The sequence below is a fragment of the Sporosarcina ureae genome (genome assembly GCF_002109325.1).
GTDB lineage: Bacteria > Bacillota > Bacilli > Bacillales_A > Planococcaceae > Sporosarcina > Sporosarcina ureae_C.
This window is the reverse complement of the sequence record NZ_CP015348.1, coordinates 1,827,795-1,854,121: the sequence shown is the minus strand read 5'-3', so window position 1 is coordinate 1,854,121 and position 26,327 is coordinate 1,827,795. Positions and strand designations below refer to the sequence as shown.

Annotated in this window: 25 protein-coding genes; 12 read left to right on the top strand and 13 right to left on the bottom strand. The window is 41.0% G+C overall.

All coding sequences use genetic code 11. From position 1 onward, the window contains the following. Positions 1–16 precede the first annotated feature (16 nt). Positions 17–1,804 (bottom strand): multicopper oxidase family protein, encoded by a 1,788-nt coding sequence (locus SporoP32a_RS09295; RefSeq protein WP_085427644.1) that lies wholly within the window; start codon positions 1,802–1,804, stop codon positions 17–19. Between the two features lie 158 nt (positions 1,805–1,962). Here SporoP32a_RS09295 and SporoP32a_RS09290 point away from each other — a divergent pair, with 158 nt between their 5' ends. After that, positions 1,963–2,820, top strand: coding sequence for a YitT family protein (locus SporoP32a_RS09290; RefSeq protein ID WP_085427643.1), 858 nt, complete (start codon positions 1,963–1,965; stop codon positions 2,818–2,820). A gap of 49 nt (positions 2,821–2,869) precedes the next feature. Here SporoP32a_RS09290 and SporoP32a_RS09285 read toward each other — a convergent pair whose 3' ends face one another. Continuing rightward, positions 2,870–4,603 carry a globin-coupled sensor protein gene (locus SporoP32a_RS09285; protein WP_085427642.1) on the bottom strand — a complete coding sequence of 578 codons (1,734 nt, stop codon included), beginning with the start codon at positions 4,601–4,603 and terminating at the stop codon, positions 2,870–2,872. Positions 4,604–4,794: 191 nt separating this feature from the next. Here SporoP32a_RS09285 and SporoP32a_RS09280 point away from each other — a divergent pair, with 191 nt between their 5' ends. Next, positions 4,795–6,249 carry a protein adenylyltransferase SelO gene (locus SporoP32a_RS09280; protein ID WP_085427641.1) on the top strand — a complete coding sequence of 485 codons (1,455 nt, stop codon included), beginning with the start codon at positions 4,795–4,797 and terminating at the stop codon, positions 6,247–6,249. A 159-nt stretch (positions 6,250–6,408) separates the two neighbouring features. On the opposite strand, the gene SporoP32a_RS09275 is transcribed toward SporoP32a_RS09280, so the two are convergent. The 6 genes from SporoP32a_RS09275 to SporoP32a_RS09250 all read right to left on the bottom strand — a co-directional run bounded on the left by SporoP32a_RS09275 (position 6,409) and on the right by SporoP32a_RS09250 (position 11,678). Then, positions 6,409–7,347, bottom strand: a complete 939-nt coding sequence (locus SporoP32a_RS09275; RefSeq protein WP_085427640.1) for an ABC transporter permease — start codon at positions 7,345–7,347, stop codon at positions 6,409–6,411. Next, entirely contained in the window at positions 7,325–8,248 is a 924-nt protein-coding gene (locus SporoP32a_RS09270) for an ABC transporter ATP-binding protein (protein ID WP_085427639.1), read from the bottom strand. Before SporoP32a_RS09270 ends, SporoP32a_RS09275 begins: the two co-directional genes overlap by 23 nt. 72 nt (positions 8,249–8,320) lie before the next feature. Then, on the bottom strand, positions 8,321–8,992 hold the full coding sequence (locus tag SporoP32a_RS09265; protein ID WP_085427638.1) for an ABC-2 transporter permease: 672 nt from the start codon (positions 8,990–8,992) through the stop codon (positions 8,321–8,323). Further along, positions 8,992–9,849, bottom strand: coding sequence for an ABC transporter ATP-binding protein (locus SporoP32a_RS09260; protein ID WP_085427637.1), 858 nt, complete (start codon positions 9,847–9,849; stop codon positions 8,992–8,994). Before SporoP32a_RS09260 ends, SporoP32a_RS09265 begins: the two co-directional genes overlap by 1 nt. A gap of 5 nt (positions 9,850–9,854) precedes the next feature. After that, positions 9,855–10,226, bottom strand: coding sequence for a GntR family transcriptional regulator (locus tag SporoP32a_RS09255; protein ID WP_085427636.1), 372 nt, complete (start codon positions 10,224–10,226; stop codon positions 9,855–9,857). Between the two features lie 123 nt (positions 10,227–10,349). Then, complete coding sequence (locus SporoP32a_RS09250; protein WP_085427635.1) at positions 10,350–11,678, bottom strand: TrkH family potassium uptake protein; 1,329 nt, start codon at positions 11,676–11,678, stop codon at positions 10,350–10,352. A 175-nt stretch (positions 11,679–11,853) separates the two neighbouring features. On the opposite strand from SporoP32a_RS09250, the gene SporoP32a_RS09245 reads away from it, so the two are divergent. Continuing rightward, positions 11,854–12,087: a group-specific protein gene (locus tag SporoP32a_RS09245; protein ID WP_085427634.1), complete on the top strand. Its 234-nt coding sequence runs from the start codon at positions 11,854–11,856 to the stop codon at positions 12,085–12,087. A gap of 23 nt (positions 12,088–12,110) precedes the next feature. Here the strand turns inward: SporoP32a_RS09245 and SporoP32a_RS16800 are convergent, their stop codons facing one another. Together SporoP32a_RS16800 and SporoP32a_RS09240 are read right to left on the bottom strand one after the other, a co-directional pair. Further along, a complete protein-coding gene (locus tag SporoP32a_RS16800) occupies positions 12,111–12,266 on the bottom strand; it encodes a hypothetical protein (protein ID WP_157129956.1) in 156 nt (51 codons plus the stop codon). A 63-nt stretch (positions 12,267–12,329) separates the two neighbouring features. Continuing rightward, positions 12,330–13,259, bottom strand: a complete 930-nt coding sequence (locus SporoP32a_RS09240) for a patatin-like phospholipase family protein (protein WP_085427633.1) — start codon at positions 13,257–13,259, stop codon at positions 12,330–12,332. Between the two features lie 169 nt (positions 13,260–13,428). On the opposite strand from SporoP32a_RS09240, the gene SporoP32a_RS09235 reads away from it, so the two are divergent. From SporoP32a_RS09235 to SporoP32a_RS09205, 7 genes are all read left to right on the top strand, one after another. Further along, positions 13,429–13,776, top strand: coding sequence for a DUF378 domain-containing protein (locus SporoP32a_RS09235; RefSeq protein WP_085427632.1), 348 nt, complete (start codon positions 13,429–13,431; stop codon positions 13,774–13,776). A 136-nt stretch (positions 13,777–13,912) separates the two neighbouring features. Next, positions 13,913–14,476 carry an RNA polymerase sigma factor gene (locus tag SporoP32a_RS09230; protein WP_085427631.1) on the top strand — a complete coding sequence of 188 codons (564 nt, stop codon included), beginning with the start codon at positions 13,913–13,915 and terminating at the stop codon, positions 14,474–14,476. Beyond that, on the top strand, positions 14,469–15,182 hold the full coding sequence (locus SporoP32a_RS09225; RefSeq protein WP_085427630.1) for an anti-sigma factor: 714 nt from the start codon (positions 14,469–14,471) through the stop codon (positions 15,180–15,182). The genes SporoP32a_RS09230 and SporoP32a_RS09225 overlap by 8 nt, the downstream gene beginning before the upstream one ends. 166 nt (positions 15,183–15,348) lie before the next feature. Further along, a complete protein-coding gene (locus SporoP32a_RS09220; protein WP_085427629.1) occupies positions 15,349–16,710 on the top strand; it encodes a copper amine oxidase in 1,362 nt (453 codons plus the stop codon). A gap of 36 nt (positions 16,711–16,746) precedes the next feature. After that, positions 16,747–17,385 carry a class F sortase gene (locus tag SporoP32a_RS09215; protein ID WP_085427628.1) on the top strand — a complete coding sequence of 213 codons (639 nt, stop codon included), beginning with the start codon at positions 16,747–16,749 and terminating at the stop codon, positions 17,383–17,385. A gap of 127 nt (positions 17,386–17,512) precedes the next feature. Continuing rightward, the gene (locus tag SporoP32a_RS09210) at positions 17,513–18,037 is read left to right on the top strand and encodes an RNA polymerase sigma factor (protein WP_085427627.1); all 525 of its coding nucleotides are present in this window, start codon (positions 17,513–17,515) and stop codon (positions 18,035–18,037) included. Then, entirely contained in the window at positions 18,030–19,346 is a 1,317-nt protein-coding gene (locus SporoP32a_RS09205; protein ID WP_085427626.1) for a DUF4179 domain-containing protein, read from the top strand. Before SporoP32a_RS09210 ends, SporoP32a_RS09205 begins: the two co-directional genes overlap by 8 nt. A gap of 33 nt (positions 19,347–19,379) precedes the next feature. Here SporoP32a_RS09205 and pgeF read toward each other — a convergent pair whose 3' ends face one another. Together pgeF and SporoP32a_RS09195 are read right to left on the bottom strand one after the other, a co-directional pair. Then, positions 19,380–20,141: a peptidoglycan editing factor PgeF gene (pgeF, locus tag SporoP32a_RS09200; RefSeq protein ID WP_085427625.1), complete on the bottom strand. Its 762-nt coding sequence runs from the start codon at positions 20,139–20,141 to the stop codon at positions 19,380–19,382. Further along, positions 20,138–21,271, bottom strand: coding sequence for an amidohydrolase (locus tag SporoP32a_RS09195; RefSeq protein WP_085427624.1), 1,134 nt, complete (start codon positions 21,269–21,271; stop codon positions 20,138–20,140). The genes pgeF and SporoP32a_RS09195 overlap by 4 nt, the downstream gene beginning before the upstream one ends. 542 nt (positions 21,272–21,813) lie before the next feature. Between SporoP32a_RS09195 and SporoP32a_RS09190 the strand changes: the two genes are divergently transcribed. Together SporoP32a_RS09190 and SporoP32a_RS09185 are read left to right on the top strand one after the other, a co-directional pair. Continuing rightward, positions 21,814–23,295 (top strand): BCCT family transporter, encoded by a 1,482-nt coding sequence (locus SporoP32a_RS09190; RefSeq protein ID WP_085427623.1) that lies wholly within the window; start codon positions 21,814–21,816, stop codon positions 23,293–23,295. A gap of 486 nt (positions 23,296–23,781) precedes the next feature. Beyond that, a complete protein-coding gene (locus SporoP32a_RS09185; protein WP_085427622.1) occupies positions 23,782–25,338 on the top strand; it encodes an ABC-F family ATP-binding cassette domain-containing protein in 1,557 nt (518 codons plus the stop codon). Between the two features lie 108 nt (positions 25,339–25,446). Here SporoP32a_RS09185 and SporoP32a_RS09180 read toward each other — a convergent pair whose 3' ends face one another. Further along, positions 25,447–26,313 carry a LysR family transcriptional regulator gene (locus tag SporoP32a_RS09180; protein WP_085429038.1) on the bottom strand — a complete coding sequence of 289 codons (867 nt, stop codon included), beginning with the start codon at positions 26,311–26,313 and terminating at the stop codon, positions 25,447–25,449. Positions 26,314–26,327 lie beyond the last annotated feature (14 nt).

Here is a 26,327-nt window from a genome sequence, read left to right as displayed (position 1 = left end):
ACGGGGTTCTTTTTCATCATTCACATTCGCATCGATACGTTTCAGAACAAGGAGGACATGTAGGACATTTTTTATGATGACGTTCTTTTTTCGATGGGTGATTCGATTTCTTTTTCTTACATGTACAGCTTTTTTTACACGTACACTTACCCTGACATGTACACTTCTTCTTGCACTCACATTTGCGTTTTGGTTTATGCTCTTTGCATGTGCAGTTGGTTTTGCAGCCACATTTGCGCTCCACTACTTCGAATTGTCGCATCATATCATGATCTTCGTGCTCTAAAATATGACAATGAAGCATGTAGCGACCGGTGAATGGAGCAAAGCGCATAATCACTCGTGTTACAAATCCAGGTGGAGATTGGACGACGTCTTTCCATCCTCGTTCATTTACGGGAGGTTTTACAGGAGGACCTGTAAAATTCAGTAAACCATTCGCTGTGAAACCTTGGGCGTCAAAAGGGATGCGGTCGAGAATCTGGAATTGGATCAAATGGATGTGTATAGGATGCGTTGCGCCGGCCGTGTTGATGATGCGCCAGATTTCTGTATCATTCAGTTGAGGTTTAAAATCGATTCGTTCCATGAAACCTTTATTATTAAACAAGAACTTTAAACGACCATATTCATCGATGTCTGCATCCAGTGTAATATCACGTGTTTGAGCAGCGTCACATTCCCGAAGTTTGGGGATATGGCTGAGTATAGCTGGGAGATTGCTCGTATCTGGTGCCGTTAATTCAACCACTCTAAACTGCATAATTTGTCCGTCGGTTTCGGGGTCAGGCAGAGCACCTACTGGCGGTGCGAAATCAAACGGTGTCGCTGCGGTGTTTTCTAAGACGATCGTATCATCGGGTGCCAGTTTGGAGAAATCGATAATTACGTCCATACGTTCAGCGGGTGCAATCGTTAACTCATCCATATAGGCAGGTGTTTCCAATAATCCACCATCTGAACCGATCTGTATGATTTTCTGACCATTTGATAAATTCATTTTATAAAAGCGTTCATTGGATGCATTCAATATGCGGAATCGGTACTTTCTTGGCTCTACTTCTAAAAACGGCCAGACTTTACCGTTGACTGTGATGTTTTCAAACGCCTCACCAGGTGTGACGGAAGGATGAGGGAATGTCAATCCGGGCTGTACAGGTCCTGGCCTCACGTTTGTAGTATCTGAATAAAATAGGGAGCCGTCTTCGTTAAAGCCGCGATCAGCAATAATTAATGGAATTTCATATGCTCCAGAAGGAAGGTTTAGTTTGCGTTCTTCTTCATCGCGAATAATATACATGCCAACGAGACCCGCATAAACATTTAAACGGGTAATGCCGACTGCGTGATCATGGTACCAAAGTGTAGCGGCACGTTGATTATTATTATATTTATAGACCGGCGAGTCAAATACCGCACCGACGGTATGATAGTTATTAGTAAACCAAGCTTCAGGATGACCATCACTTTCAGGCTCAACTTCCGCCCCGTGTAAATGGACGACTGTACGAACATCTGGCATATGTTCGCTTGAACCGTGCAGTGTTCTATCGATTGGTAGGAAATGTTGCTCGGGGAGTTCATTCTTCCACTTAACATGTGCGCACTCACCACTGTTGACGTTGACTAGTGGACCAGGGAATTGCCCCTCGTAACCCCAAATTTTTGTGGGTGCCAACTCTGAATGAAACTCGTGAAAGAACTCTTTCATGCCAATTTCATAGTACGTGAAGCACTTATGCCTCTCCAGTGGAGTAAGATATTGAGGAATAGGTAGTGGGTCAATAAATGGTGTTAATTTCAATACATCGCTTCCTTCCAAGTGAATTTACTATCAAAACTAGTAAATGCAAAGGGGAGACCGTTTATGCCTATAAATATACGGTAGGCTATTCATCCTCACAAATATGATGTAAAATGACAAATGTACTTTTAGCTCATCGAGATAGGGAGGTTTTACGAATGAAAACCCGTTCACCGAAGAAAAAGCTTCTGATAGAATATGTCTGGATTATGATCGGATCTGTTTTAGTCGGTTTAGCTTTTAATATATTTTTCTTACCAGCGCGACTAGCAGCTGGAGGCGTATCTGGAATTAGTACTATTCTGTATGAGATGTATGGGTTTGAGCCTGCCTTTGTTCAGTGGCTTATTAATATCCCAATATTCTTTATAGGCATGTTACTTCTCGGCAAGGATTTTAGTTTAAAAACATTAGTTGGAACATTTTTTGTGCCGCTAACTATTTGGCTGACTGCTGATATTCCTTCGACTATCGACAATCCTTTACTATCCGCTATCTATGGAGGAATCATGTTAGGAGTAGGGCTTGGCATAGTCTACAGAGGAAATGGTTCGACTGGAGGACTAGCGACAGTGGCGCAAATCGTCAAGAAGTATTCGGGTTTGTCCAGTGGATATGCGCAATTAATTGTAGATGGCATGGTGGTTATTGCATCCGCTATTGTATTTAATCTAGAGTTAGCATTATTTGCGATGATGGCGATCTTTGTGACCAGTAAGGTAATTGACTTTGTACAATTACAGACATCACAATCTAAGCTGGTATTGATCATTACGGATAATGAAGAACGTATCCAGACGATTATTAAAGAGGAAATTGACCGCGGATTGACTAAAGTTCGCTCGGTAGGCGGCTTTTCCAATCAAGAGAAAACTATGATTTTATGTGTAGTAGAGCAAGCGGAAGCGATTTATTTGAAGAAGATTCTGAGAGAGGAAGAACCACAGGCATTTGTTGTATTCCTGAACGCATCAGAAATTCTTGGTAGAGGATTCTCTCTTGCGAAAGTGTATTGAAAAAAGCTATCTTGGACATCAATGGATGTCCCGGATAGCTTTTTTACGATCATACTGGTTGTAAGTTCTCGCTTTCTTTTTCTAGAACGATGATTAATTCGTCTAGTAGATTGACCACTTCCATTGATGCAACTTCTAATTGCTTTAAATCATTTTCAGCACCCACACGGTCACCTTGTTCAAAGTGAGTTGCTGCTTCGCGTGCGTATTGATGAACTAATGCATGATACTGATCTATGTTTTGATAGGCAGTCAGATGCCCAAGCCTTTTTTTCGTTTCAGGCAGGTTATACCACTTACCGAGGCGACAATCTTTGTGAGAAGAAACATCTGCCGGCCTCACAGTCTCAAGCCCCAATAGCATGTTATAAATACGCCATTTCCAAAGTATATGATCAGCTTTCGATAATTGTAGTAAAGATTTAGAAGATAAGTGAACACTGTTTTCGCTAATTACGCGTAAACGAAATGCATTGATCTCTTGACTCAAATCGTAAATGGAAGCAGAAGTACTCTCGCCAAATTGACGTATGTCTTCCTGTGTTTGAGAAATAGCCATCATGCGATGAGACACTTCGTCAATTGAGGCAGCTTGTTGCTGGGATATGGCCGCTGTATTGCTGACATCCATATTAATTTCTTCGATTGCAGAAACTATTGCTGTCAACAACGGCAAAGCGTTTTTTGCTTCTGAAGTAGCATGCGTAATGATTTTCGTTGTATCTTCAATAGAATGGGATACGTTATTGGCATAGGATTTTAAATGTCCTACGTTATCCGTAACTTCAGCCAGTGCAGATACTGTATTTTCAGCTAGCTTACGAACTTCTTGTGCTACGACAGCAAATCCCTTACCGTGTTCACCTGCTCTCGCTGCTTCAATGGATGCGTTCAATGCCAGCAAGTTTGTCTGTCCTGCAATGCCATTGATCAATTGCACGACGTTTTCAATTTCTCCGATGCGTTGTTGCAAAGAAGAGAATGTTTCAACAATAGAACGGAATTGTTGTTCCGTTTGAAAAATATCTTCTAGTGTTGTTTCGATTGTTTCCTTACTGTTTATCGCATAGTCTACGGAGTCTGCAGTCTTTTCAGAAATTCGTGAGGAAGTATTGGCTACTTCCGTAATAGAAGCTGTAATTTGTTCAGTAGCGGCAGTAGAGGATTGGATTTCATCCGATTGGTGGTCTAGGCTAAAGATCAAATCCTTCATGAACATGATCTTTGCATTCGCATCAACAAGACCTGAAATTTCTGTTACTACATGTTCTACTGTCTGCTCTGTCATCAGTTCAATATACAGTTGCTGATCAATATTGACAGCGGCTTGCAGAGACTTCAGTAAATCGAATGCTTTGGCTGGGCGATAACCGAAATGATACAATACATGCGTCTGGATATAAAAGGCGAATTGATTAAATAAAACAATGGTTTTTCCTGCTTCGAATTTATGCTTGCGTAAAGTAAAGAAGAAGCGAAGTGTTTTTTCCATATATTCTGTACTGCGTGTCATGGTGAAGAAGTCGTGTAAATACTCATCAATTAATGAGCGAGGTACAGGGTTTTTTTGTGTAGGAGAAAGTTCCGTTAAATATTGTTCAAAAATATCAGTAATACTCGGTGTGATGTTCTCACACTTTTTATATAGTTCTTGAAGATTTTGAACATCTTGTTTGCGGAAATTATTGTAGTGCAGTGTCTCTTGAAATCTTGGCGCAGAATCCAAATCCGTGCCTCTTTGAAGTAATTGTTCCATATTCATTTTGGGACGAAATGACGACATGGTATAGGCCTCCTAAATAGGTATTTACTAATAGTATAGATATTTTTACGCATAAATCAATGTAAAACAGGAGGAAATATTTATAATTTGAGTAAAAAGGTCTAAATGGTGTTAATATATTTTTCCTGAACTAGAGCACCATAGAAATTGATGATTTATTCTAGATCAACAAATGGAGGGAAGAGGAATATATGAAAACTAATCGAACTATTGGATGGAAAGTCGAGTGTAGCTACTGTGACTTACCGGAGGCATTTTATACAGAAGTGGAACCGAATACCGTCGACTCCCCGCAATTAGTCCTGACCAATGATGAATTAGCAGTATCGCTAGGACTGGATGAAAAACAATTGCATTCTGAAGAAGCAATCGCGAGCTTTGCCGGAAATAAACGACTTGAAGGAATAGAACCTATTGCGCAAGCTTACGCGGGGCATCAGTTCGGTAATTTCACGATGCTTGGTGATGGACGTGCCATGCTGTTAGGGGAGCATCTCACACCTGAAGGGCATCGGGTGGATATTCAATTAAAGGGCTCGGGAAGGACACCCTATTCGCGCGGTGGGGACGGACGGGCGGCACTGGGTCCGATGTTACGAGAGTACTTGATCAGTGAAGCCATGCACGGACTGGATATCCCCACAACACGCAGTTTAGCTGTCACCGTAACAGGAGAACCTGTTTTGCGGGAAAAGGCTTTGACAGGCGCAGTGTTGACGAGAGTTGCTTCAAGTCATTTACGCGTAGGGACGTTTCAATATGCAGCGGCGAGACAAGTAGTCGAGGATTTACGGGCTCTTTCAGATTACACGATCAATCGGCACTTTCCTGAAGCAAAATCAGAGTCACAACCTTATTTATCGCTATTGGAACACGTCATCCAACGTCAAGCTTCTTTGATTGCCAAATGGCAGCTGGCCGGCTTCATTCATGGCGTGATGAATACGGACAATATGGCAATAGGCGGTGAGACAATCGACTATGGACCTTGCGCATTTATGGATAGCTATGATCCCAAAACTGTTTTCAGCTCAATTGACGTGCAAGGACGCTATTCTTACGGCAATCAGCCTGGTATAGCAGAATGGAATTTAACGCGCTTTGCCGAAACGCTTGTCCCATTGCTTCATGAAGAGCCAGCGGAAGCTGTAAAACTGGCAGAGGGTAAGCTTGCTGAATTTGGCAGGCTTTATGTTGCTGAGTGGATGGGCGGAATGCGTTCGAAACTCGGTCTGTTCAATGAGGAAGAATTTGATGAAACGTTAGTCAATGACTTACTTGCTATCATGGAAAACCATCAGGCTGACTATACGAACACGTTCCGTTCATTGACACTTGGCCAACAAGAAGAAATGTTTGGCACGCCTGAGTTCATTGATTGGAAAGATCGCTGGATGGATCGACTGCAACGTCAGCCTCAAGATGTCCAAGAAGTAGAAGCATTGATGAAACAGCATAATCCATCAGTCATCCCGAGAAATCACCGGGTGGAGGAAGCGTTAAAGGCAGCTGAAACAGGTAATATGCAACCGTTTATCCGTTTGCTCAAAGTACTTGAAAACCCTTATGCTTATACAGCAGAACAAGAAGAATACACGACACCGCCTTCTGATGGAAGTTCTTTTCAGACGTATTGCGGAACATAAAAAAGAGATGCCCCGGAAATTCAATGGGGCATCTCTTTTTTAATAAAGCATAGTTCAAGGCTGGATGTAGGGTGAGTTAGTAGTGAATGCGAGGGGATTGCTGCTCGGTCAAGAGAGCACATCTATTCATTCAAAATCTCTCTTCATTCTTTAAAGATCCTATGCAGTAATATCCCGTTTCGTAAACACAGTGTAGCTAATCACCAAGAAAATCACTATATATACTGCCAACACAACAAGCGAGAACGGCATCGTGATTCCATCCACAAAAACAGAGTTGGTCTCATACATCGTCAGATTCATATGCGTGAACACCAAGTATTTCGCAACTTCATATTGTGAAAGTAATAAAGCGATCGTATTGCCTGTAAAGAAAATGAATAACGACAGACCAATAGCCATTCCGTTAGAGCGGAACACGCTGCCGATCATGAAGGCAAACGTAGCCGTGATGAGTACGTTGGCGAAAGATAGAATCAGCATATACAGCCCATGTCCCCACACCGAAACAGGGACGATCGCATTGCCGACTAATTTCAGTTCCTGACCTGCACCTGAAGGGAACAGAATATAGGCACTGATGACAGTTACCGCAAATCCTATACACATGAGCAAGATGCCAAAGAATAGAACTGTAATGTATTTTGACGTCATGATTTTCCAACGACTAACTGGTCGCGTCAGTAACATTTTGATCGTACCTTGGGAGAATTCAGAAGCTACGATGCCCGCTGCTGCAATGACTGTTAGAAGTACGACAAAGCTTCCAACCCCGACAGGATTAATAATCAAGGATTCCCGGCCATCTACAGCAAGAGGTGGAATGTTATTTGCTAAACGGTATTCTAAAACTTTAACCGTTTCCTCGTTCTGTTTACGTTCCATTTCAGGAAGGTCTAGCTCAAGTGCCTCTTTTGTATAGTTTATCTGTTCTTGTGCATTGGACTTCCAATCGGTTGCCTCTGTACGATCTTGGTTGTTTATCCATTTAGTCAACCCCATTAGGCCAATGACTGAGATAATTAACAAAATAGTCATTACCCATGTACCTTTTTTAGCCCATAACTTCATCCATTCATTTTGTATGAGATTCAGCAATTTGTCCGCCTCCCGTCATTTCAAGGAATTGATCCTCTAGTGTTTTACGGTGTGGTTGCACAGCATATACTTCAATTTTATTAGATGTAAGAAGCTGAATGATAGATGGAATCTGTTCTTTCTCGGCTTGGAGTAGTAAACCGACAGGTAATGATTCTACTGTGAAGCCTTTGGAAATCAATAGACTTTTTGCTTCTTCGGCAGGGGACAATTCTAGGTAATAATGAGATTGAGTAGTTTCTGACATATCCCGTATATCGACAAGGCGACCATTCTGGATTACGGCTATCCGGTCACACATTAATTCGATTTCGGATAACATATGGCTCGAAACAAAGACAGAAACACCTTCTGTTTCCGCTACAGTTCGCAAATGTTGACGAAACTCCCGAATGCCAGCAGGATCCAAACCGTTCGTCGGTTCATCTAGAATTAAAAATTTAGGACGGTGCAATAAAGCCTGTGCCAAACCAAGACGCTGTCGCATACCTAGCGAGTAAGTGGAAACCTTTTCATGAATCCGTTGTTCCAATCCCACTTGTGTAACGACTTCGTTGATTCGTTCTTTACTGATGTCCTTCTGCATGCGTGCAAAATGCAGTAAGTTTTTGTAACCTGACATGAATTTGTACATCTCAGGGTTTTCTACAATGACGCCTACTTTGGATAAACCTTCTTCAAAGTCTTCGGAAAGCGATTTCCCGTCAATCAGGATTTCGCCGCTAGTCCGTTTCATCAGCCCGACCATCATGCGAATGGTCGTAGTTTTACCGGCTCCATTTGGTCCGAGGAATCCTGTGATCTGACCAGGGTATAAAGATAGGCTGATATTATCGATGATTTTCTTGTTGTCAATGACTTTCGTCAAGTTTTGTAATTCGACTATTGGTTTTATGTCCATAGATCCTCCCTTTTGTATCAGTGATAGAGTATTGAACGATTTTCAACCATAAAAGTTGTAAGACTTAAAAAATTAACTATGGTCAAAGTCTGTTTTACGGATAATTCGTATAGATAAAAGGATAGACAGCCATGTCACTAGAGCACTTACTAGAAGGACGGAGACGGCAATTGACCATTGATTGATCATCACAAGATTCGCGGTGTGCCGGAAGAAGTTCTGTTCTGCCACCATTCTTGGATTTTCCATAATGTTCAGTATGATTCTAAACGACATCATACTCAGTAATGGCAAGATAATGGTCAAAGAAGAAGCTAGCAAATAACCCACTTTGAATTGCAACGGATAAAACAGAGAAATGATAATGAAAAAGCATCCAAGTGCGATAAGTAGTTCAGGTACTGTCATCATTCTCGTAGGAAACGGGGCAAATGTATCAAATAGAAAGATATAAACGAGTATCGCAACTGCCGATATACCGAACCATATGAAACCAGTTGCATACTTAGCCAATACAAACTGTTTTCTAGTGACAGGTAGGCTGTTGATTAGTACGGATTCTTTCTCAAAGGCTTTGCTATTAGTTGAAATGGCAAGGAAATACGCGACGAAGATCAGAAGTAAGACATGGCGTACAGGTTGACCGTCCGTAAAAAAGTTTGTGAATATGATGAACCACAAGGCTGTAATGAAATAAGCACTCGCCTTTTGTGTATATAAATCCTTTTTTATTAGCGCATTCATCAAGATTCGCTCCTTCCCGTGTAGTACATAATGTCTTCAAGAGTCGGTTGTTCTATGAGTAGCGATGACAGAGTGTCTACAGGTATTTCTACAGTATCGACCAAACAATCAAATCCGACATCTGTTGCACGGAGTCCGATTACAGGTAAGCCATCAAGTAGACTGTGCTGATCGGCCCTCCCTTTTACCAGCCTATAGCGTTCGGTAAATTCTTCTTTTTCTCCTTGAAAGATAATTCGTCCGTCATGGATAAATACAATGAAATCTGCTATTTTGTCTAGATCAGTTGTAATATGTGTAGAGAAGAAAATGGCTTTCTCCTCATCTTGTATGAGGTCTTGCATCATATCAAGCAACTCACGACGAATAATCGGATCCAAGCCAGCCGTTGGTTCATCCATGATGATAAAGTCAGGGTGATGGGAAAGAGCCATCGCTAGTGAAAACTTCATCCGCATACCTTTGGACAAATGCTTGACTCGTTTGGCAGTATTCAGCTGAAATTTCCTGAGGTAATGATAGAACAGTTCATCATCCCAACGTGAGTAGAAGGGAGCAAGAATCCGTTTGTTTTTCTCAATCGTCAGGTCTTCATAATAGAAATCTGCGTCATAAACAAAACCGATGCGTTCCTTGATCTCTGCCGTATGATGAATATGGGATTGACCAAATACTTGTATTTCTCCTTGTTCACTTTTAATTAAATCCATTAGGCAACGGATTGTCGTTGTTTTTCCTGCACCATTTGCTCCAATGAATCCGGTAATGAATCCTTTTTTAATATCGAAGCTTAGATCATTTAATGCAAAGCCATTGAACTGTTTCGTCAGGTTCCGTACTTCTGCTATATTTTCCATTTTCATCACTCCTCGTACAGTAATGTCAGCATGTGAATCATCTCTTCAAGACCTACATCAAATGCTCTTCCGTCTTCAATCACATTGACTAGCTGTTCTTCAATTTTCTTTAACTGTTCTTCTTTCAAGAGCTCATGGTTCTGTGCAGCAACAAATGAACCTTTTCCTGGGAACGTCTCGATCAGTCCATCCCGTTCCAATTCTTCGTAAGCTTTTTTGGTTGTGATCACACTAATCTGCAAGTCTTTTGCTAGTTTGCGTATGGAAGGCAATGCTTCCTTCTCTTTCAGCTCACCCATTAAGATCTGCTCTTTCAACTGATTTTTTATTTGCAGATAGATGGGCTGATTCACCGAATTGGAGATGATAATATTCAATACATCACCCTTTTCCTTTTATATACTGTATATGCACAGTATATACAGTTGTATTATTTATGTCAATAAGAAAACCCTTCAGAATAAACTCTGAAAGGTTAAGGATAATAATTAAAAGGTAATTCAACCCGTTTGCACTTGATCGTACGAATAGTGATACGATTCCTTTTTTGCCCGAATAAGTAAGAAAAACAAAGTCAACGGGCCAATTCTTCCCAAGAACATGACAACACAAAGTATGACTTTGCCTACGGAACTTAAATCAACTGTAATGCCCATGGACAATCCTACCGTACCAAAAGCAGAAATGGTTTCAAACAAGACAGGTAGGAAAGGTATACTTTCTGTAATGGATAATAAAAATAAAGCGGTGAAAACTACACAAGAGCTTACCGCAGCAATCGCCATGGAACGAACAATTAACTCTGCTTTAATTGTTCGTTTGAAAATGTGTGGCTCTTTTATGCCTCTAAAATAAGAAAGTGTCGCTAATATAATAATCATAAATGTCGTCAATTTAATTCCCGATGCTGTAGAAGCGCTTCCTCCGCCAATAAACATTAGAAGAAGTGTAAGAAGCAATGAGGATTCTTCCATATTACCAACAGCCATCATATTGAAGCCGGCTGTTCTTGGCGTGACGGCTTGGAAGTAAGAAGTCCACACTTTATCTATAAAGCTCAGATCCGCAATGGTTTTTTCATTGTGAAATTCTAGTATAAGCAAAAACAACGTAGCAATCGCATTCAAGATCAATGTGCCATAAACCATCATTTTAGTATGTAAAGCCCATTGTCGTATAGAACGCTTATGCCAAATATCCACTACTACTATAAAGCCAATACCGCCAATAACAAATAAACTAGATAAGATCAGGATGACGGCGGAATTTCCAGCGAACGATTCTAGGTTATCTGGAAAAATGGAAAAGCCGGCGTTATTAAATGCGGATATTACATGAAACAAACTATAATAAAGGCCGTGCTTCCATCCAAATTCAGGAACCCAGAAAAATGACAGTGCAATAAATGCAATACCTTCCGCTATGAAAACGAACAAAAGTATTTCACGCAGGAATTTAATCGTGCCACCAATCGATTGGTAGTTGAACGATTCCTGAATAAATATGCGGTTTTTCATTCCAACTTTTCTGCCGAGAATCATCAGCATAGCCACAGCAAATGCCATAAATCCCACTCCACCAATTTGGATCAGAAAAAGTACAATCAGTTCACCAAATATAGTCAGTGTAGTGTTAATATCGAAGACACTTAGACCGGTAACAGTCGTTGCCGAAGTCGCGGTGAAAAAAGCGTCCGTCCAGCTAATTGGTGTATAGGTCGCAAAAGGTAATTTCAGAAGCAAAGTCCCTACTACAATAGTAATTGCAAAAGACAAAGCAATCAGTGCGGGTGGAGAAATAGTCCGTCGGCGCTTTGGAATAGTTGTCATATGTTGCTCATCTCCCGTATATCGAATGCAAAATGGCTTGTAGCATGTATCGGTTAAAGAGTAGTTAGTTGAATAAACCACAAAAAGACCTGTGGCTTCTTCGATATAGCAACAAGTCTTCGTTTTATGTTCACCGAATATTATGATATGGTAGTGGACAAGGGAGTGAATGTAAATGAGCAAATGTACGATTGATCATACGCAGCAGGATGTTGTGCAAAAGTTAAGTGAACAACAAACATTCATGCCGCAAGAGCTAGTGGAAAGTGGTAAGGAATTTTTGAATAGGCAATTGAGTCAGGAAACATTGAACGAGGTATTTCATCTATTGAAAAAGTATGACTTGGCAACGGAAGTGGAACGTGCAGAACGTGATAGTAAGATGCAACAGTTATTTTTGAAAGCATGAAATAGACTCTATGTGATAAGTAATTACTGTACATCACTTTGTAAAAGGGAGATCGCAGATTCAAGTAACTGAATATCTTCTAAGATAAAAGTTTTGATATCGGCGGGTGCAGTATCGTACTCGTCACTGAGTAGTTCAAGCTCTCGGATGAAGATAGAACTTTCTTTATAGTTGGTCATGATAGCAACCCTCCTCATAAGTCAATTTACCCGCAGTGACAGGGTTTTAAACAGAAACCCATGCTAATATTTCATTTGTGTGACATTTTGCTTACTGACTAACTGTAGTTTAACCGGCGACCAAGTTAGCAGAAAGTCTTTGGTACGGCTGCGTCCAATAGACAGCAAGTTTTCAATTTCTTCTTCATTCATATCGAATTGAGTTGCGCTGTAATCTTCTACTGGAATGAAGATTATATTCTTCTCTTGATCACGTGAGATATACTTTTCATCATGCGCATTTTTCATTGTAGCAAACAAGGCTTCGAATAATTGCAGAGCATTACGGATAGAGCGTCCAGGTACTTCGCTTTGATCTCTACTTAACTTGAGACCAATTACTGGTCGTTTTACGGACACCGTATCTTCATCGAAAATCCACATCGGGAAATTACTTAGTATTCCACCATCGACAACAATCGTTCCTTTCTGGGCTATCAGGCGCACTGGTTCGAAAAAGTATGGAATACCACAACTCATGCGAAGAGCTTTGGCAATTGAAAAACCATCGGGATCGTATCCATATTGCTCTAAATCATCAGGCAAGACCATCATTTTACCGTTCGTTAAGTCTGATGCTACTAATTTCAACGAGCCTTTAGGCAGATCACCAAACGTGTAACAACCTTTTCGGGCTAGCTTATCAAAAAACCAATCCTCTAATGCTTTCCCTTGATATAAACCCATTCTCCAATAAAGCGATAACCACTTCATAAATGGAAATGATAGCAGAGACTTTCTTGGATCCAGCAAATCTTGAAAATTCTCTTCGGCCAACATGACTTCAATTTCATTAGCTGTATAGCCTGCTGCCAAAAAGCTTGCTACAATAGCACCGGCACTAGTTCCAGCTACATTTTCAAAATGATATCCTTGTTCCTCTAACTCTTGAACCGCACCTACTAACGCAAAACCCTTCAATCCACCACCTGAAAACACTCCATTTATTCGCATGTGATCCCTACTTTCATTTTTATAGTCTTATACTGTAAGGTCTTAACTGAAGAAATAGAACGATTTTCATATGTAAATGTATGAAAAGTCTCATTCGGTGAACTATAATAAGGAATCTATACAAACATGTACTGGATTCGATTATAGATTGTTGGAGGAGGTGTGCAACATGAGTACATTTATGCGAATTGCACTAGCGTTAGTCATTATTGGTGCCCTTAACTGGGGATTGATCGGATTTTTCAACTTTGATTTGGTTGCCAGTGTATTTGGAGGACAAAACACGATTCTTGCTAAGATTGTTTATGCCATTGTGGGACTAAGCGGATTAGCTACAATTGGACTTTTAGTTAAATCGAATGAAGAAATGGTTGTTGATGTGGATGAGAAAGTAGAACCTCATAAACAGTTTGACCGAATTCGAAATGTGAATTACAACACAGAATTTGGAGAAGAGCTTGATTTGAAGGGAAAGCGTAAAAAAGTGGATCGGTCGCTTGAGGATCCCAAAGAATAATAAAAGAGGCGTTCTCGTTGCTATAACGGGAACACCTCTTTTTTATGTTTTTACAAATAGTAGAAGTCTAGTAAATGATGTCTTTCGATCGTCTGTGGTAAGGTAAAAAGAAAAAACCTGTAAAAAGGAGGGTCTTATGACCGAACCGGATGATGTACAACTCTATTATCAAACAGTTGCTCATAATCGGCATTCATTTGAGCAATTATATGACCGTTATGAAAAATTGGTTTTTTCATTTGCTTATCGAATGACCAATAACCGCACTATGGCGGAGGAAGTAACGCAAGATGTCTTTTTAAAGTTGTGGAATGGAACGAACCACTATACTGAAGACAAAGGAAAATTTTCTTCTTGGCTACTGACCGTGACACGAAATAAATCGATAGATGAGCTTCGTAAATCTAAACGCCATGCGTATGAACCGATGTTGGACAAAGATTCATTGACTGAAGAGACCGTATCCACAGAAGTTACTGCTGAATGGAATGAACGGCGTGAAGTGATTCGTACAGCAATTGCGGAGCTACGCGCAGAGCAACGAGAAATTATTGACTTGTTTTACTTTAAGGGCTTCAGCCAAAGTAAAATTGCCGAACACTGTAAGCTTCCACTTGGAACGGTAAAAGGTAGGATTCGGCTAGCATTAAAGCATTTAAAAGGAATTATTGGTCAGGAAGGAGGGGTGTCAAATGAATGAATCATGTCATATGCTGATTGACTATTTCAATCGTACCCTGACTGAAGACGAGATGAGACAATTTGAAAATCATTTGATTGAGTGCCCATCCTGTCAAGAAGAGTTAATAGAGTGGGAGATGTTAACAGAAGATCTACCCTATGAGTCAGAAGCGATAGAAGTACCGACAGATTTAAAAGCGCGTATATTTGCTTCACTTCCTGACATCCCAGAACAAGCTAAAGTGGTATCGATGCCGACTAAAGAAAAAAGTCGTCGGCGTATGGGTCCCGTGACATCCTTACTGGCTGCGGGGTTATTTGCTTCACTCGTTGCGAATGCTTTCTTATTTTCAGAAACACAAAAGCAACCTGAAATAGCGCAGAGTGAAATCCAGTTGATTGGTCAAAGTATACTGGCACCACAAGAAGGTACGAGTGCATCCGCAGTCGCAATGTTAATAGCAGATGGCAATCAAAATATATTGCTACTCGATGCCACAGATTTACCAACACTCTCTAAAGATGAACTATATCAAGTCTGGGTGATAGAAGGTGATCAGCCGTATCCTGCGGGAATTGTTCAGCCGAATGAAACCGGTACAGGAACTGTTAGCCATCCGCTCACAGATCTTTCGGGAACATGGGATACTGTTGCGATCACGGTAGAGAAAGAACCGAACCTCTCAGCGCCAGAAGGCCAGATTATTTTGGCCGGTGGAATATAGTAGAAGTACAGCCTGAACCTTCATGCAAAGTGATGGGTTCAGGCTTTTTCATGTTGTATTCAACGTTGTATTTATAGTTTTTTTAAAAACTTTTAAGAAAAAGTGATCCGTTTTGATATTCGTTGCGTTAGCTGTATAACAAAAACGAATAAGGGAGCGATTGATTATGAAATTCAAAAAAACTTGGGCAGCTATTCCATTGAGTGTGTCACTACTATTTCCAACAGGAGCGATTCTGACAAACGCAGCAGAACACGAACACGGAGGAAAAGCATCTGAAGCCGTATCGAATAAAGCAGTAGATTTACGAGCAACACTCGACAACATTCTTTCAGAGCATGCCTACTTGGCGGTTATTACTATGCAAAAAGGTTTGGATGGTGCCGCCGACTTTGAAGCAGCCGCGGGACAACTTGGAGAAAATACGGATAAATTGTCGAAAGCAGTAGGTTCCGTTTACGGCGACAAAGCAGGTGAGCAATTCAAAGAAATCTGGAGCAGCCATATAGGCTATTTCGTCAACTATGTTACGGCAACAGCTGAGAAAGATGAAGAAGGCAGAAAGAAAGCGCTTAAAGATCTAGACGGATACCGTGTCACTCAGGCAGACTTCTTGGCTGTCGCTACGGAAAATCGTCTAAAGGCGTCAGATCTAGAAGAAGGCTTGAAAATGCACGTCGATCAGTTGATCTGGGCATTCGATAACTATGGAGCAGCAGATTACGATAAGGCATATGAAAGTCTAAAAGAGTCTATGCATCACATGTTCGGAACGGGAAAAGGTCTATCATGGGCGATCACTGACCAATTCCCTGAGAAATTCGACAATCTATCCGTAGACACGAAAGCTGCAGATTTACGCGAATCACTAAACAATGAATTTTCAACACATGCAGCGTTGGCGATACTTGCTATGCAAAAGGGAATTGACGGTGCGAAAGACTTTGACGCAGCTGCAGCTATTTTAAACACCAATACAGAAGATCTAACGAAATCTGTGGAATCGGTATACGGTGCTGAAGGGGCAAAACAGTTCAATGAAATCTGGAGCAGTCATATTGGCTACTTTGTGGATTATGTACAAGCAACAGCGAAAGAAGATAAAGCAGGACAAGACAAGGCCATGGCAGATTTGGATGCCTACCGTGTAACACAAGCTGCATTTTTGGATACGGCAACGGAAGGTCGATTGAAAGCCGCAGATCTCGAAGAAGGTTTGAAGATGCACGTCGATCAATTACTAATGGCATTCGATAGCTATGTGGATGAGGACTACGAAGCAACATATGACAATATTCACGAAGCATACAGTCATATGTTTGGTGTAGGAACCGCATTATCTGGTGCGATTGTTGACCAGTTCCCAGATCAGTTTGCTTCTGCAATGCCTGCTGACATGCCGAAAACAGGAATGGGCGGAATGAGTCAAGAAACGGATTATACGGTGCTATGGGTCACATTAAGCATGATCTTCATCGCAGGCACATCTCTAGTCTTGATTCGTAGAAAAACAGCAGCACAGCAATAAAAGAATACACTACTTTTTTAGGAAGGAGCCGTGTAGATGATGAAACTATATATACAAGTACTCATTGGTGCAATGCTGTTGGCTGGTTGTACACAGCCCGAGGCCAAGCCACAAGAGAAAGTTGTGAAGGCTTCTTCCTCTATAGAAGTAGCTGAGGTGGAAGATATGCCGATTGTTCCCTTACGTACAGCGGAGGAATTTTCATTAGAAGATAAACGGGTTGGGATCGAGCCGAAAGTAATTGAAATTCCTTCACTCGACGTGAAGGCTCCAATCGAAGAAGTCGGGCGTTTGGATAATAGTCAGATGGGAGTCCCACAAGACCCTGATCAGGCAGGCTGGTTTTCACCGGGTACAAAGCCTGGCGGTAGGGGGAGTGCAGTTATTGCGGGACATGTAGATTCAAAGACGGGCCCAGCCATATTTTATGAATTGGATAAGATGAAAATTGGCGATGAAGTCTTGATACATGGCGAAGATGGGGAAATGTTACGTTTCGCAGTAGTAAAGAAGGTCGCATATCCACGTACTGATGCACCAGTTGATGAGATATTTGGCTTCACGTATGGCAGTGGATTGAATTTAATCACGTGTACAGGATCGTGGGATCGTAAAGCGAAAACACATGATGATCGACTCGTTGTCTATACTGAATTAGTAGAAGGAACAGAATAAATAAAGTGAGGTGCCTAGTAAGAATAGGCATCTTTTTTATGCAGAAAAATAAATAAAAAGTGCCGTGAACTTTTTAGCTGTTGTAGAGTCTAATGTATAAGAAGCTAGAAGAAGAGGTGATAGTCCAATGAAGGTTAATGAAAAAGAGTTGCATATAAAAGCAATAGCCGGCGATGATGACGCGTTTCTGGCTGTGATGCAACTATATAAGGAACCGCTTCTGCGGACAGCCTTGGCTTTTCTGCGAAATGAAAATGACGCGATCGAAGCACTACAGGAAGTAACGTATCGCGCATATAAAAAAATTGCGACAGTGAAAGATTCGAATTATCTCAAGACGTGGCTCATTCGGATTATGATGAATTACTGCCAAGATCAGTTAAAACTACGTAAACGATTCACTGTAGACGCCAGTGGATTGGAGACTGTATCCGCAGAGGATATTTCGTATCTTGAAATGAGGGAAGCGTTAGCTACGTTATCTAATGAAGAGCAACGATTAATTTATTTAAAATATTTTCAGGAAGTGAAAATTAAAGATATTGCACAATCGGAAAATATTCCAGAGGGCACAGTGAAGTCCAGGCTTCATAAGACGATGCATACGCTGAGGTCATACTTTGAAGATAAAGGGGGTAGTGATCATGTATGAGACAGAAGAAGAGCAGTTGAAGCGACTGAAAGACCGTTTGGATCAACAGCAACTACCTTTATCTGAAGCTGATCAAGCGATCCGTCAAGGCATGGAAAGGGCGCGGCGAGAAAAGCGAGAGAGTAGAAGGAGACGAAAGAGATTCTTCGGAAGTGTAGCGGTTGTAGCATTGTTGCTTCTGACATTCATTACGTCTATTCGCGTATCTCCTGTCTTCGCCAATGCAGTAGCTTCCATTCCAGGTCTGGAAAAGTTCGTGGAATTGATTGCGATGGATAAAGGGCTCGATGCGGCGATTCAAAACGACTATTATCAAGAAATCGGAGCGACTCAAACGATTGACGACAAAACACTGACGGTAGATGGCGTCATTTTAGATGAGTCGGGAATTAATATTTTCTATACAATTGCATCCGATCATTCATTGAAAGGCTTACGAGTCGACTATATCAATTTACAAGCGGAAGGAATTCCCGAAGGCAGCTTTTCTTATGGGAATATGATAGATGAAGGAGAGAATTATACGTACAAAGATCGTATAGATTATCAGTTTGGTGAACAATATACTTCGCACAATCAGTCATTTGATTTGGAAGTAGCCATCAAATTGAAAGGCGAAGTAACGGTGTTTACTGTACGGTTTACTGTGCCTGAACAAGTTAAGCCAAGTGAGGTCTATTCAATAGATAAAGAAGTAGAAATCAAAGGACAGAAGTTTTGGATTGAAGACATTACGATATCCCCATTACGAGTAGGTGTAAAAGTTTCTATTGATCCAGATAATACAATGAAAATTTTACAATTCGAGGATATGCGATTGGAAGATGAAAAAGGCGAGGTGTGGGGATCTATTCGAAACGGTACGACAGCGTTCGGTGGGGAGGATGGGAAGTCTACGTATTTCCTGCAAAGCAATTATTTCTCAAAACCCGAAAAACTGTATTTGCGCATCAATAAAGTGCAGGCAATACGAGCAGAGGATGCCTTTGCGGAAGTGAACACGGAAACGGGTGAATGGATCAATCAGCCAGAAGATCAAAAGATTCAGTTGTTAGAATCCACCAAACATCATGCTGAATTCATCATGAATCATACGGGTGATGAGGAATTTCCGTTTTTCTTTATTGGATCTGCGGTTGATGCAAACGGGAAAGAGGTGGAAAGCCCTTCAACAGGTAAATATAGTGATGGAGAAGCAACGCATTGGGATTTGAACTTTGATCGGACCGATTATGTAAATCCATTGAAGCTAGAATTATTTGCTTACCCGAATTATCTTGAAGGTGATATTAAATTAGAGTTGAAATAAAAATGCAGTGGGGATAGTCTCCTCACTGCACTTTTAGGTTATTCGTTTAATAAAACTGACATGACGGCCTGCCTGCTTGTCTTGGCGATAAGAGAAGCCGTGTGGACTCAGATACGTACAAGTACGATCGATCGTAATGTGAGCATCGGGTATTCCTGCTAGCTCACATTGTTTTTTCACGATCAGTTGATTATCGATGTGATATTTTTTTGTATCCTGATTATAAGAAATCCACTCGTCGGCATAGCGAAGCTCGTGGAACTTTTTGTAGACATCCTCATCCACTTCAAATTTCTCCTGACTAAGTGCTGCACCAATTTGGACATGAATATGACTCATATCACAGTTTTCATAATGCTGTAAGTGGCGGAATAACTTCAAAGTAATTTCTTTCACAGTGCCTTGCCATCCTGAATGAATGGCTCCAATCAATGTGCTATCGTCACTGTAAAATAAGACAGGCACGCAATCTGCCGTTAAGCTACAAAGTACAATATTGGGTTCAAAGGTATACAGTGCATCGGTGTCAGCTATTGCCGTGTCTTGCCGCAACGCACCTTTCCCTCGATCTTGAGTTGTCACTTTATGAAAGTTTGCGCTATGTGTTTGATTGGCAAATACGAAGTCTTTCACTCCACACTGCAAATCACGAGCCAATTGTTGACGATTATGCAGTACGTCTTCCTTGGAAATACATGCGTGCAAGGCAGTGTTGTTAGACTCGGGTTCACTACAGTCTTTCATCGTCATGCCAAGTAGTAAATTGTCATGTCCTTGATAGATGACAGTTTTCATAATTCTCGATCCGCATTCAGCAATAGTTCGGTTAATATTTGTGCGCCATAAATTAAGGCATCGGTATTGAACGACATCTGCGGATGATGCAAGCCTGGTTTCAAATCACAACCAAGTCCAATCATCGTGGCGGGAATATCAGGTGTTTTCCATGTGTAGAAGTGAAAATCTTCTGCGCCTTGAGAAATACAAGGACCCTCTACATTTTCTTCTCCCAGTACAGAACCAATTGCTTGCTGGGCTAGTCGTACAGCCGTTGCATTTTCTGTAGCGGCAGGGGAATAGCCCTCTTCTTCGTACATAATCTCCGTCTCTGTCAACGCGGCAGTGTGTTGGATGATGTGGCGAGCTTTTGCCAGTAAAGAATCCATTGTGTCATTCGTTTCGGCACGAACATCGAGCGTAAATCGCGCACTGGCTGGTATAGAGTTGCTCGTCTCGCCGCCGTGCAACTCTGTCATTTTGATAGAAAACTTTTTATTCCCAAGTAATCTAATTTGACGCAGTGACTGGATGAGAGAACTCGCTGCTTCAATCGGATTATTGCCTTCTTCAGGTCTCGCCGCATGCGCTGGTGTGCCCGTAATCGTTCCTACAATGGTCGCTGATGAGCCATGCAAGATTACGGGTGCTGATTTACCGAAAGGAACTTCCGTGTGAGGACGCACGTGCAAGCCGCCTAGGAACAATACATCATCGAGCACGCCTTCTTTCATCATTTGCAACGCGCCTTCTGCTAACTCTTCTGCTGGCTGGAAAATGAAGCGGATCGTATGATGTAAATTCTCTTCAATTTCTTTTAAAGCGAGTGCCGTATATAGAGTCATCGTACTATGTGCGTCGTGTCCGCAAGAATGGTTAGCTATCACTTCACCATGGACTTCCTGCACTAATGCATCCATATCAGCGCGCAACGCGATAACGCCTTCCTTTTTACCAGCGATCTCCGCAATAAATCCGTGATGCCCTGTATACGTAGTAATAGTCAATCCTGCAGACGAAAGCTTATCTTGTAAATATCGGGATGTCTGCTGTTCTTGCCAGCTGGGTTCGGCGAGGGCGTGTAGTTCTTTATAGGTTTGTAGGAGTTGATTCTTATGCTGTTCAATGTAGGTTATTGGGTTAGTCATTTGATTTGCCTCTCTTCCATGAAGTTGTTTATCTTAAAAGTAAAACATACCGACTAGAAAATCACAAAAAATAATAGGAAATCGTTATAAATAAATTGACTTTTCAAAACACTTACTCGAGAATAGTAAAGTAATACTGAGCTTATCAACTAAAGGAGGAAGGGTTATGAAACGCTTAGTAATCGCAATGAGTATGTTAGTAGGTTAACTTTACCTAGACGCACATTCATAGACAAGTTACATTCAATGAAAATGAAAAATAGAGTTGTGTAAGAAAGCATAAGAAATATTCCACGAAGATGCACCATGGGTTCCGTTAGTGCACACGAAACCATCTTTTAGTTTTCCTAAGTAAAGCCTTTTTAAAAGTGTGTATAAAAAAGTTGGAATTGCATAAGTGTATAAAAAACGTGATACTGTAAGGTTTTGCTTATACTGTATACTAATTTCATCAAATAAATAGTGCATATGTGTTTGATTTTCATCTGTTTTTACAGTATAGTGTAAACCTGCTTGTGCAATTCATCTATTAAGGGGGAACTATGAAGAAAATTTCAAAAGTATTTTACATTACTATTGTGTTAATCGTAATAGCGGTTGGCTATGGAGTAATAAATCCAGTCCATTTTGAGGAAATTACGTCAGCTGGTAAAGCTTTTGTAGCATCTACTTTTGGTTGGTACTACATGTTGATCATGACAGCTCTATTGTTACTTAGTATATTTATGATATTCAGCCCATACGGTAAAATCCGGTTGGGAAAAGATACAGATCGTCCGCAATTCTCTACAATAACATGGATCGCGATGTTGTTCTCGGCTGGGATGGGAATCGGACTAGTGTTTTATGGTGCCGCAGAACCTTTATCCCACTATGCAGTACCTGCAACTGAGGACGCACTAACACCAGCTGCTTTTAAAGAGTCTATGCGGAAAACATTTTTACACTATGGTCTACACATCTGGGCTCTCTATGGAATGGTCGCTTTGGCTTTGGCATACTTCCAGTTTAGAAAAGGTGAACCAGGCCTAATTTCGGCAACATTGAAGCCGATCTTTGGAGAAAAAGTAAAAGGTCCTTTAGGGACTGTCATTGATGTACTTGCAGTATTTGCAACAGCATTCGGTGTAGCAACATCACTCGGATTGGGTGCCGTTCAAATTAACGCAGGTTTGGACTACTTATTTGGTTTCACGATAGGTATCCAGTCACAAATTATTATCGTAACCGTCGTAACTGTTCTATTTATCGGATCAGCTTGGTCGGGACTAAGTAGAGGGATTCGCTATTTGTCCAATATCAACTTAATTTTGGCGGTAGCACTTTTGGGATTAATCCTAATTCTTGGACCTACTTTACTCATCCTGAATATGTTCACTGATACTGTAGGTGGCTATTTTACACATCTCATCGATATGAGTATGGGTACGGCTCCACTTAACGGAGAAAATCGTGGATGGTTAGATGGATGGACAATCTTCTACTGGGCTTGGTGGATTTCTTGGTCACCATTTGTCAGTATGTTCATTGCACGTGTTTCTAAAGGACGTACGATTCGTGAATTTATGGCAGGCGTTTTGCTTGTTCCTTCATTCTTCGGTTTCCTATGGTTCTCTACATTCGGTACAACAGCAATTGAAATGCAGAACAATGGAATAGCAGATTTGGCGTCATTGGATATTGAAGTTGTCGCATTCGAAATGTTTAATGCAATGCCATTATCATTAGTATTATCACTGTTTGCAATTCTTTTAGTCACGTCGTTCTTTATCACATCGGCTGACTCAGCAACTTACGTGTTAGGTATGCAGTCGACGTATGGTTCGTTGACACCACCAAACTCTGTGAAGGTAATCTGGGGCATTATTGTTTCGACAATCGCATTGATTTTGCTTTCTGCAGGTGGACTTCTTGCTTTGCAGAATACAATTATTATAGCGGCCTTGCCGTTCTCGTTCGTTATTTTATTGATGATGTATGCGTTATTCAAGTCAATGAATGAAGAGTTATATAAAATGAAATAAAAGTGAGGGACATGCGGGTTTGACTGCATGTTCCTTTTTTGTTTAGATTGTACTTTGGGGGATGTGGTAAGGCATCGTTTCGCTGCGTTTCAGGCGGACGCGTTTGGGAGGGCTCGCGGTGAGCCAACTAGGTCGCGTTGCTCCCTTTAGTTGTCTCACCTGTCGAGCTGATCCTCCCCGAGTCGCCGCCTTCCACTTCGCTACACTTGTGTCACTTTCTTACATTAGAAAGAGGTTCATCTACTGATGCAATAATGGTCTTTGTGTTTTGAGGAAGAACAGTGTCGCTTCACTTATAGTTTGTTGAGAAGGACTATAGAAGACAACACAATCAGTTAATGTACTAGATATTCTATTAGTAACAATGGGTTCAATTATAGGAAACCATATCCTGTTTTTTCATTTCTTAAGCAATTGCACGTTGAGAATGTTAAAATAGCATATACAGATTTTGTTGAAACAATTGAAAAGGAATAGGTGTACAGTATGAGTTTATTAACAGTAAAAAATATTAGTCACGGTTTTGGTGATCGTGCCATTTTTGACGATGTTTCATTTCGTTTATTATCGGGTGAACATATAGGATTAGTTGGTGCAAATGGAGAAGGAAAATCTACATTCATGAATATTATTACGCATAAGTTGGAGCCGGATGCAGGAACGGTGACGTGGTCGAAGCGTGTGCGTGTCGGGTATTTGGATCAGCATGCCGTCCTGAAGCAAGGAATGTCTATACGTGATGTGTTGCGTACGGCGTTTCAGTATTTATATGATATGGAGACGGAAATGAACAGTCTTTTTGCGAAGATGGGTGAAGTAGAGCCAGATGAACTGGAAGGTTTGCTTGAAGAGACTGGACAAATTCAAGACTCATTGGAGCAAAGTGGTTTTTATATGATTGACGCCAAGGTGGAAGAAGTGGCAAATGGACTTGGATTGAACGAGTTTGGATTGGATACTGACGTAAACGCTTTGAGCGGGGGGCAGCGTACAAAAGTATTACTAGCAAAATTGTTACTTGAAAAACCTGATATCCTATTGCTCGATGAGCCAACGAACTATTTGGACGTAGAGCATATTGAATGGTTGCGTACGTACTTACAAGAGTATCCTGGTGCATTCATTTTGATTTCTCACGATATTCCGTTCTTGAATAGTGTCATCAACTTGATCTATCATATGGAAAATCAACAAGTCACGCGTTATCCAGGAGATTACGACGAGTTTTTGCGTGTGCATGAAATGAGACAGCAACAAGTCGAAGCGGCTTATAAGAAGCAACAGAAGGAAATCTCTCATCTGAAAGATTTTGTAGCGCGTAATAAAGCCAATGCTGCAACTAGCCGGATGGCAACGTCAAGACAGAAGAAGCTAGATAAGATGGATATCATTGAGTTAGATTCAGAAAAGCCGAAACCTCATTTTGATTTTAAAACGGCAAGAACACCCGGAAAATACTTGTTTGAAACGAAAGATTTGGTTATTGGATATGATGATCCTTTATCCAAACCGTTGAATCTTAGCATGGAACGTGGACAGAAGATTGCATTGGCAGGGGCTAATGGTATCGGTAAGACCACATTGCTAAAAAGTATTCTCGGGGAAATAAAAGCTCTATCAGGTAAAGTAGAGCAGGGCGAGCATCTCTCGATCGGATACTTCGAACAAGAAATGAAAGCCGATACGGATAACACGTGTCTAGAAGAGATTTGGAGTGAGTTCCCACATCTTGCTCAATATGAAGTGCGTTCGGCTTTAGCGCGTGTTGGATTAACGACAAAGCATATTGAAAGTAAAGTGAAAGTATTGAGTGGGGGAGAACGTGCGAAGGTGCGTCTTTGTAAACTAGTAAATAGTGAAACGAATTTATTAGTTTTGGATGAGCCGACTAATCACTTGGATTACGATGCAAAAGAAGAACTAAAACGTGCATTGAAAGAATACAAAGGAAGTATCCTGCTGATTTCACATGAGCCGGACTTTTATGAAGGTATCGTATCTACTATATGGAATGGGGAAACTTGGACTACGAAGATGTTCTAAGCAAACCAATTTGTTCCACGTGAAACAAAAACTCCAGCCGATTATTTGGCTGGAGTTTTCAGCGTTCATTTACGAATCATCAGATAAGGGAGAGATACGTTTAGCAGATTAAAACATCTGCATAAACTTCTTCAATGCGAATGAATGATAACTATTCTTTTTAGTCACAATGCCAAGCTTCCATAATAAATCCGGCTTCTGTAGAGGGATCATGACGATACTTTCATTCGTGACTTTTGTTGAAATCGATTGAGGAAGGAGTGTAATACCAAGTTTTGCTGCAACTAATTCAATAATTAAATCCCATTGCGAACTTTCGTAAGATACGTTCGGATTGAAACCTGCATCTTTGCATGCACTGATGATATTACGATGCAATGCAAAGCTTTTGGAGAATAGTATAAGGGACTCTTCTTGTAAATCGGATAGTGCGATAGAATCAAGCTGTGCAAACGGATGGTCTTTATGTACAAAAAGAAAAAACTTATCAGATATAAAAGGCTGTACATTGAAGAGATCTGTATTTGTAGGAAGCACGATGATCCCCGCATCAATCTGTCCTTTTTCTACAAGTTCTTCGACAATACGAGCCCCGTGCTCATGTAGCTCGATTTTAATATGAGGATAATTCTCTGAAAGGTTTTTTGCAATCTGCGGGAAAAATAATGTACCAATCAAAGGTGGCATACCAATCTTGATTTCCCCTGAAACACCTTCTGCCAGTCCTTCAAGCATGACAGGAAGTTCGCCGATCAATTGAACAATTTGCTGGCCTTGTTCATATACAATATTCCCCGCATCCGTCAGTCGAAGACCACGAGTAGAGCGGTTAAACAGTATGACATTCAATTTTTCTTCAATCTTTTTCACCGACTTACTTAAAGAAGGCTGGGATATATATGAGTGCTCAGCTGCTTTTGTAAAACTTAGGTGGTTAGCCACTTCTATAAAAGCATGAAAGTCTTTAAGTTCCATGATCATCCGACCTT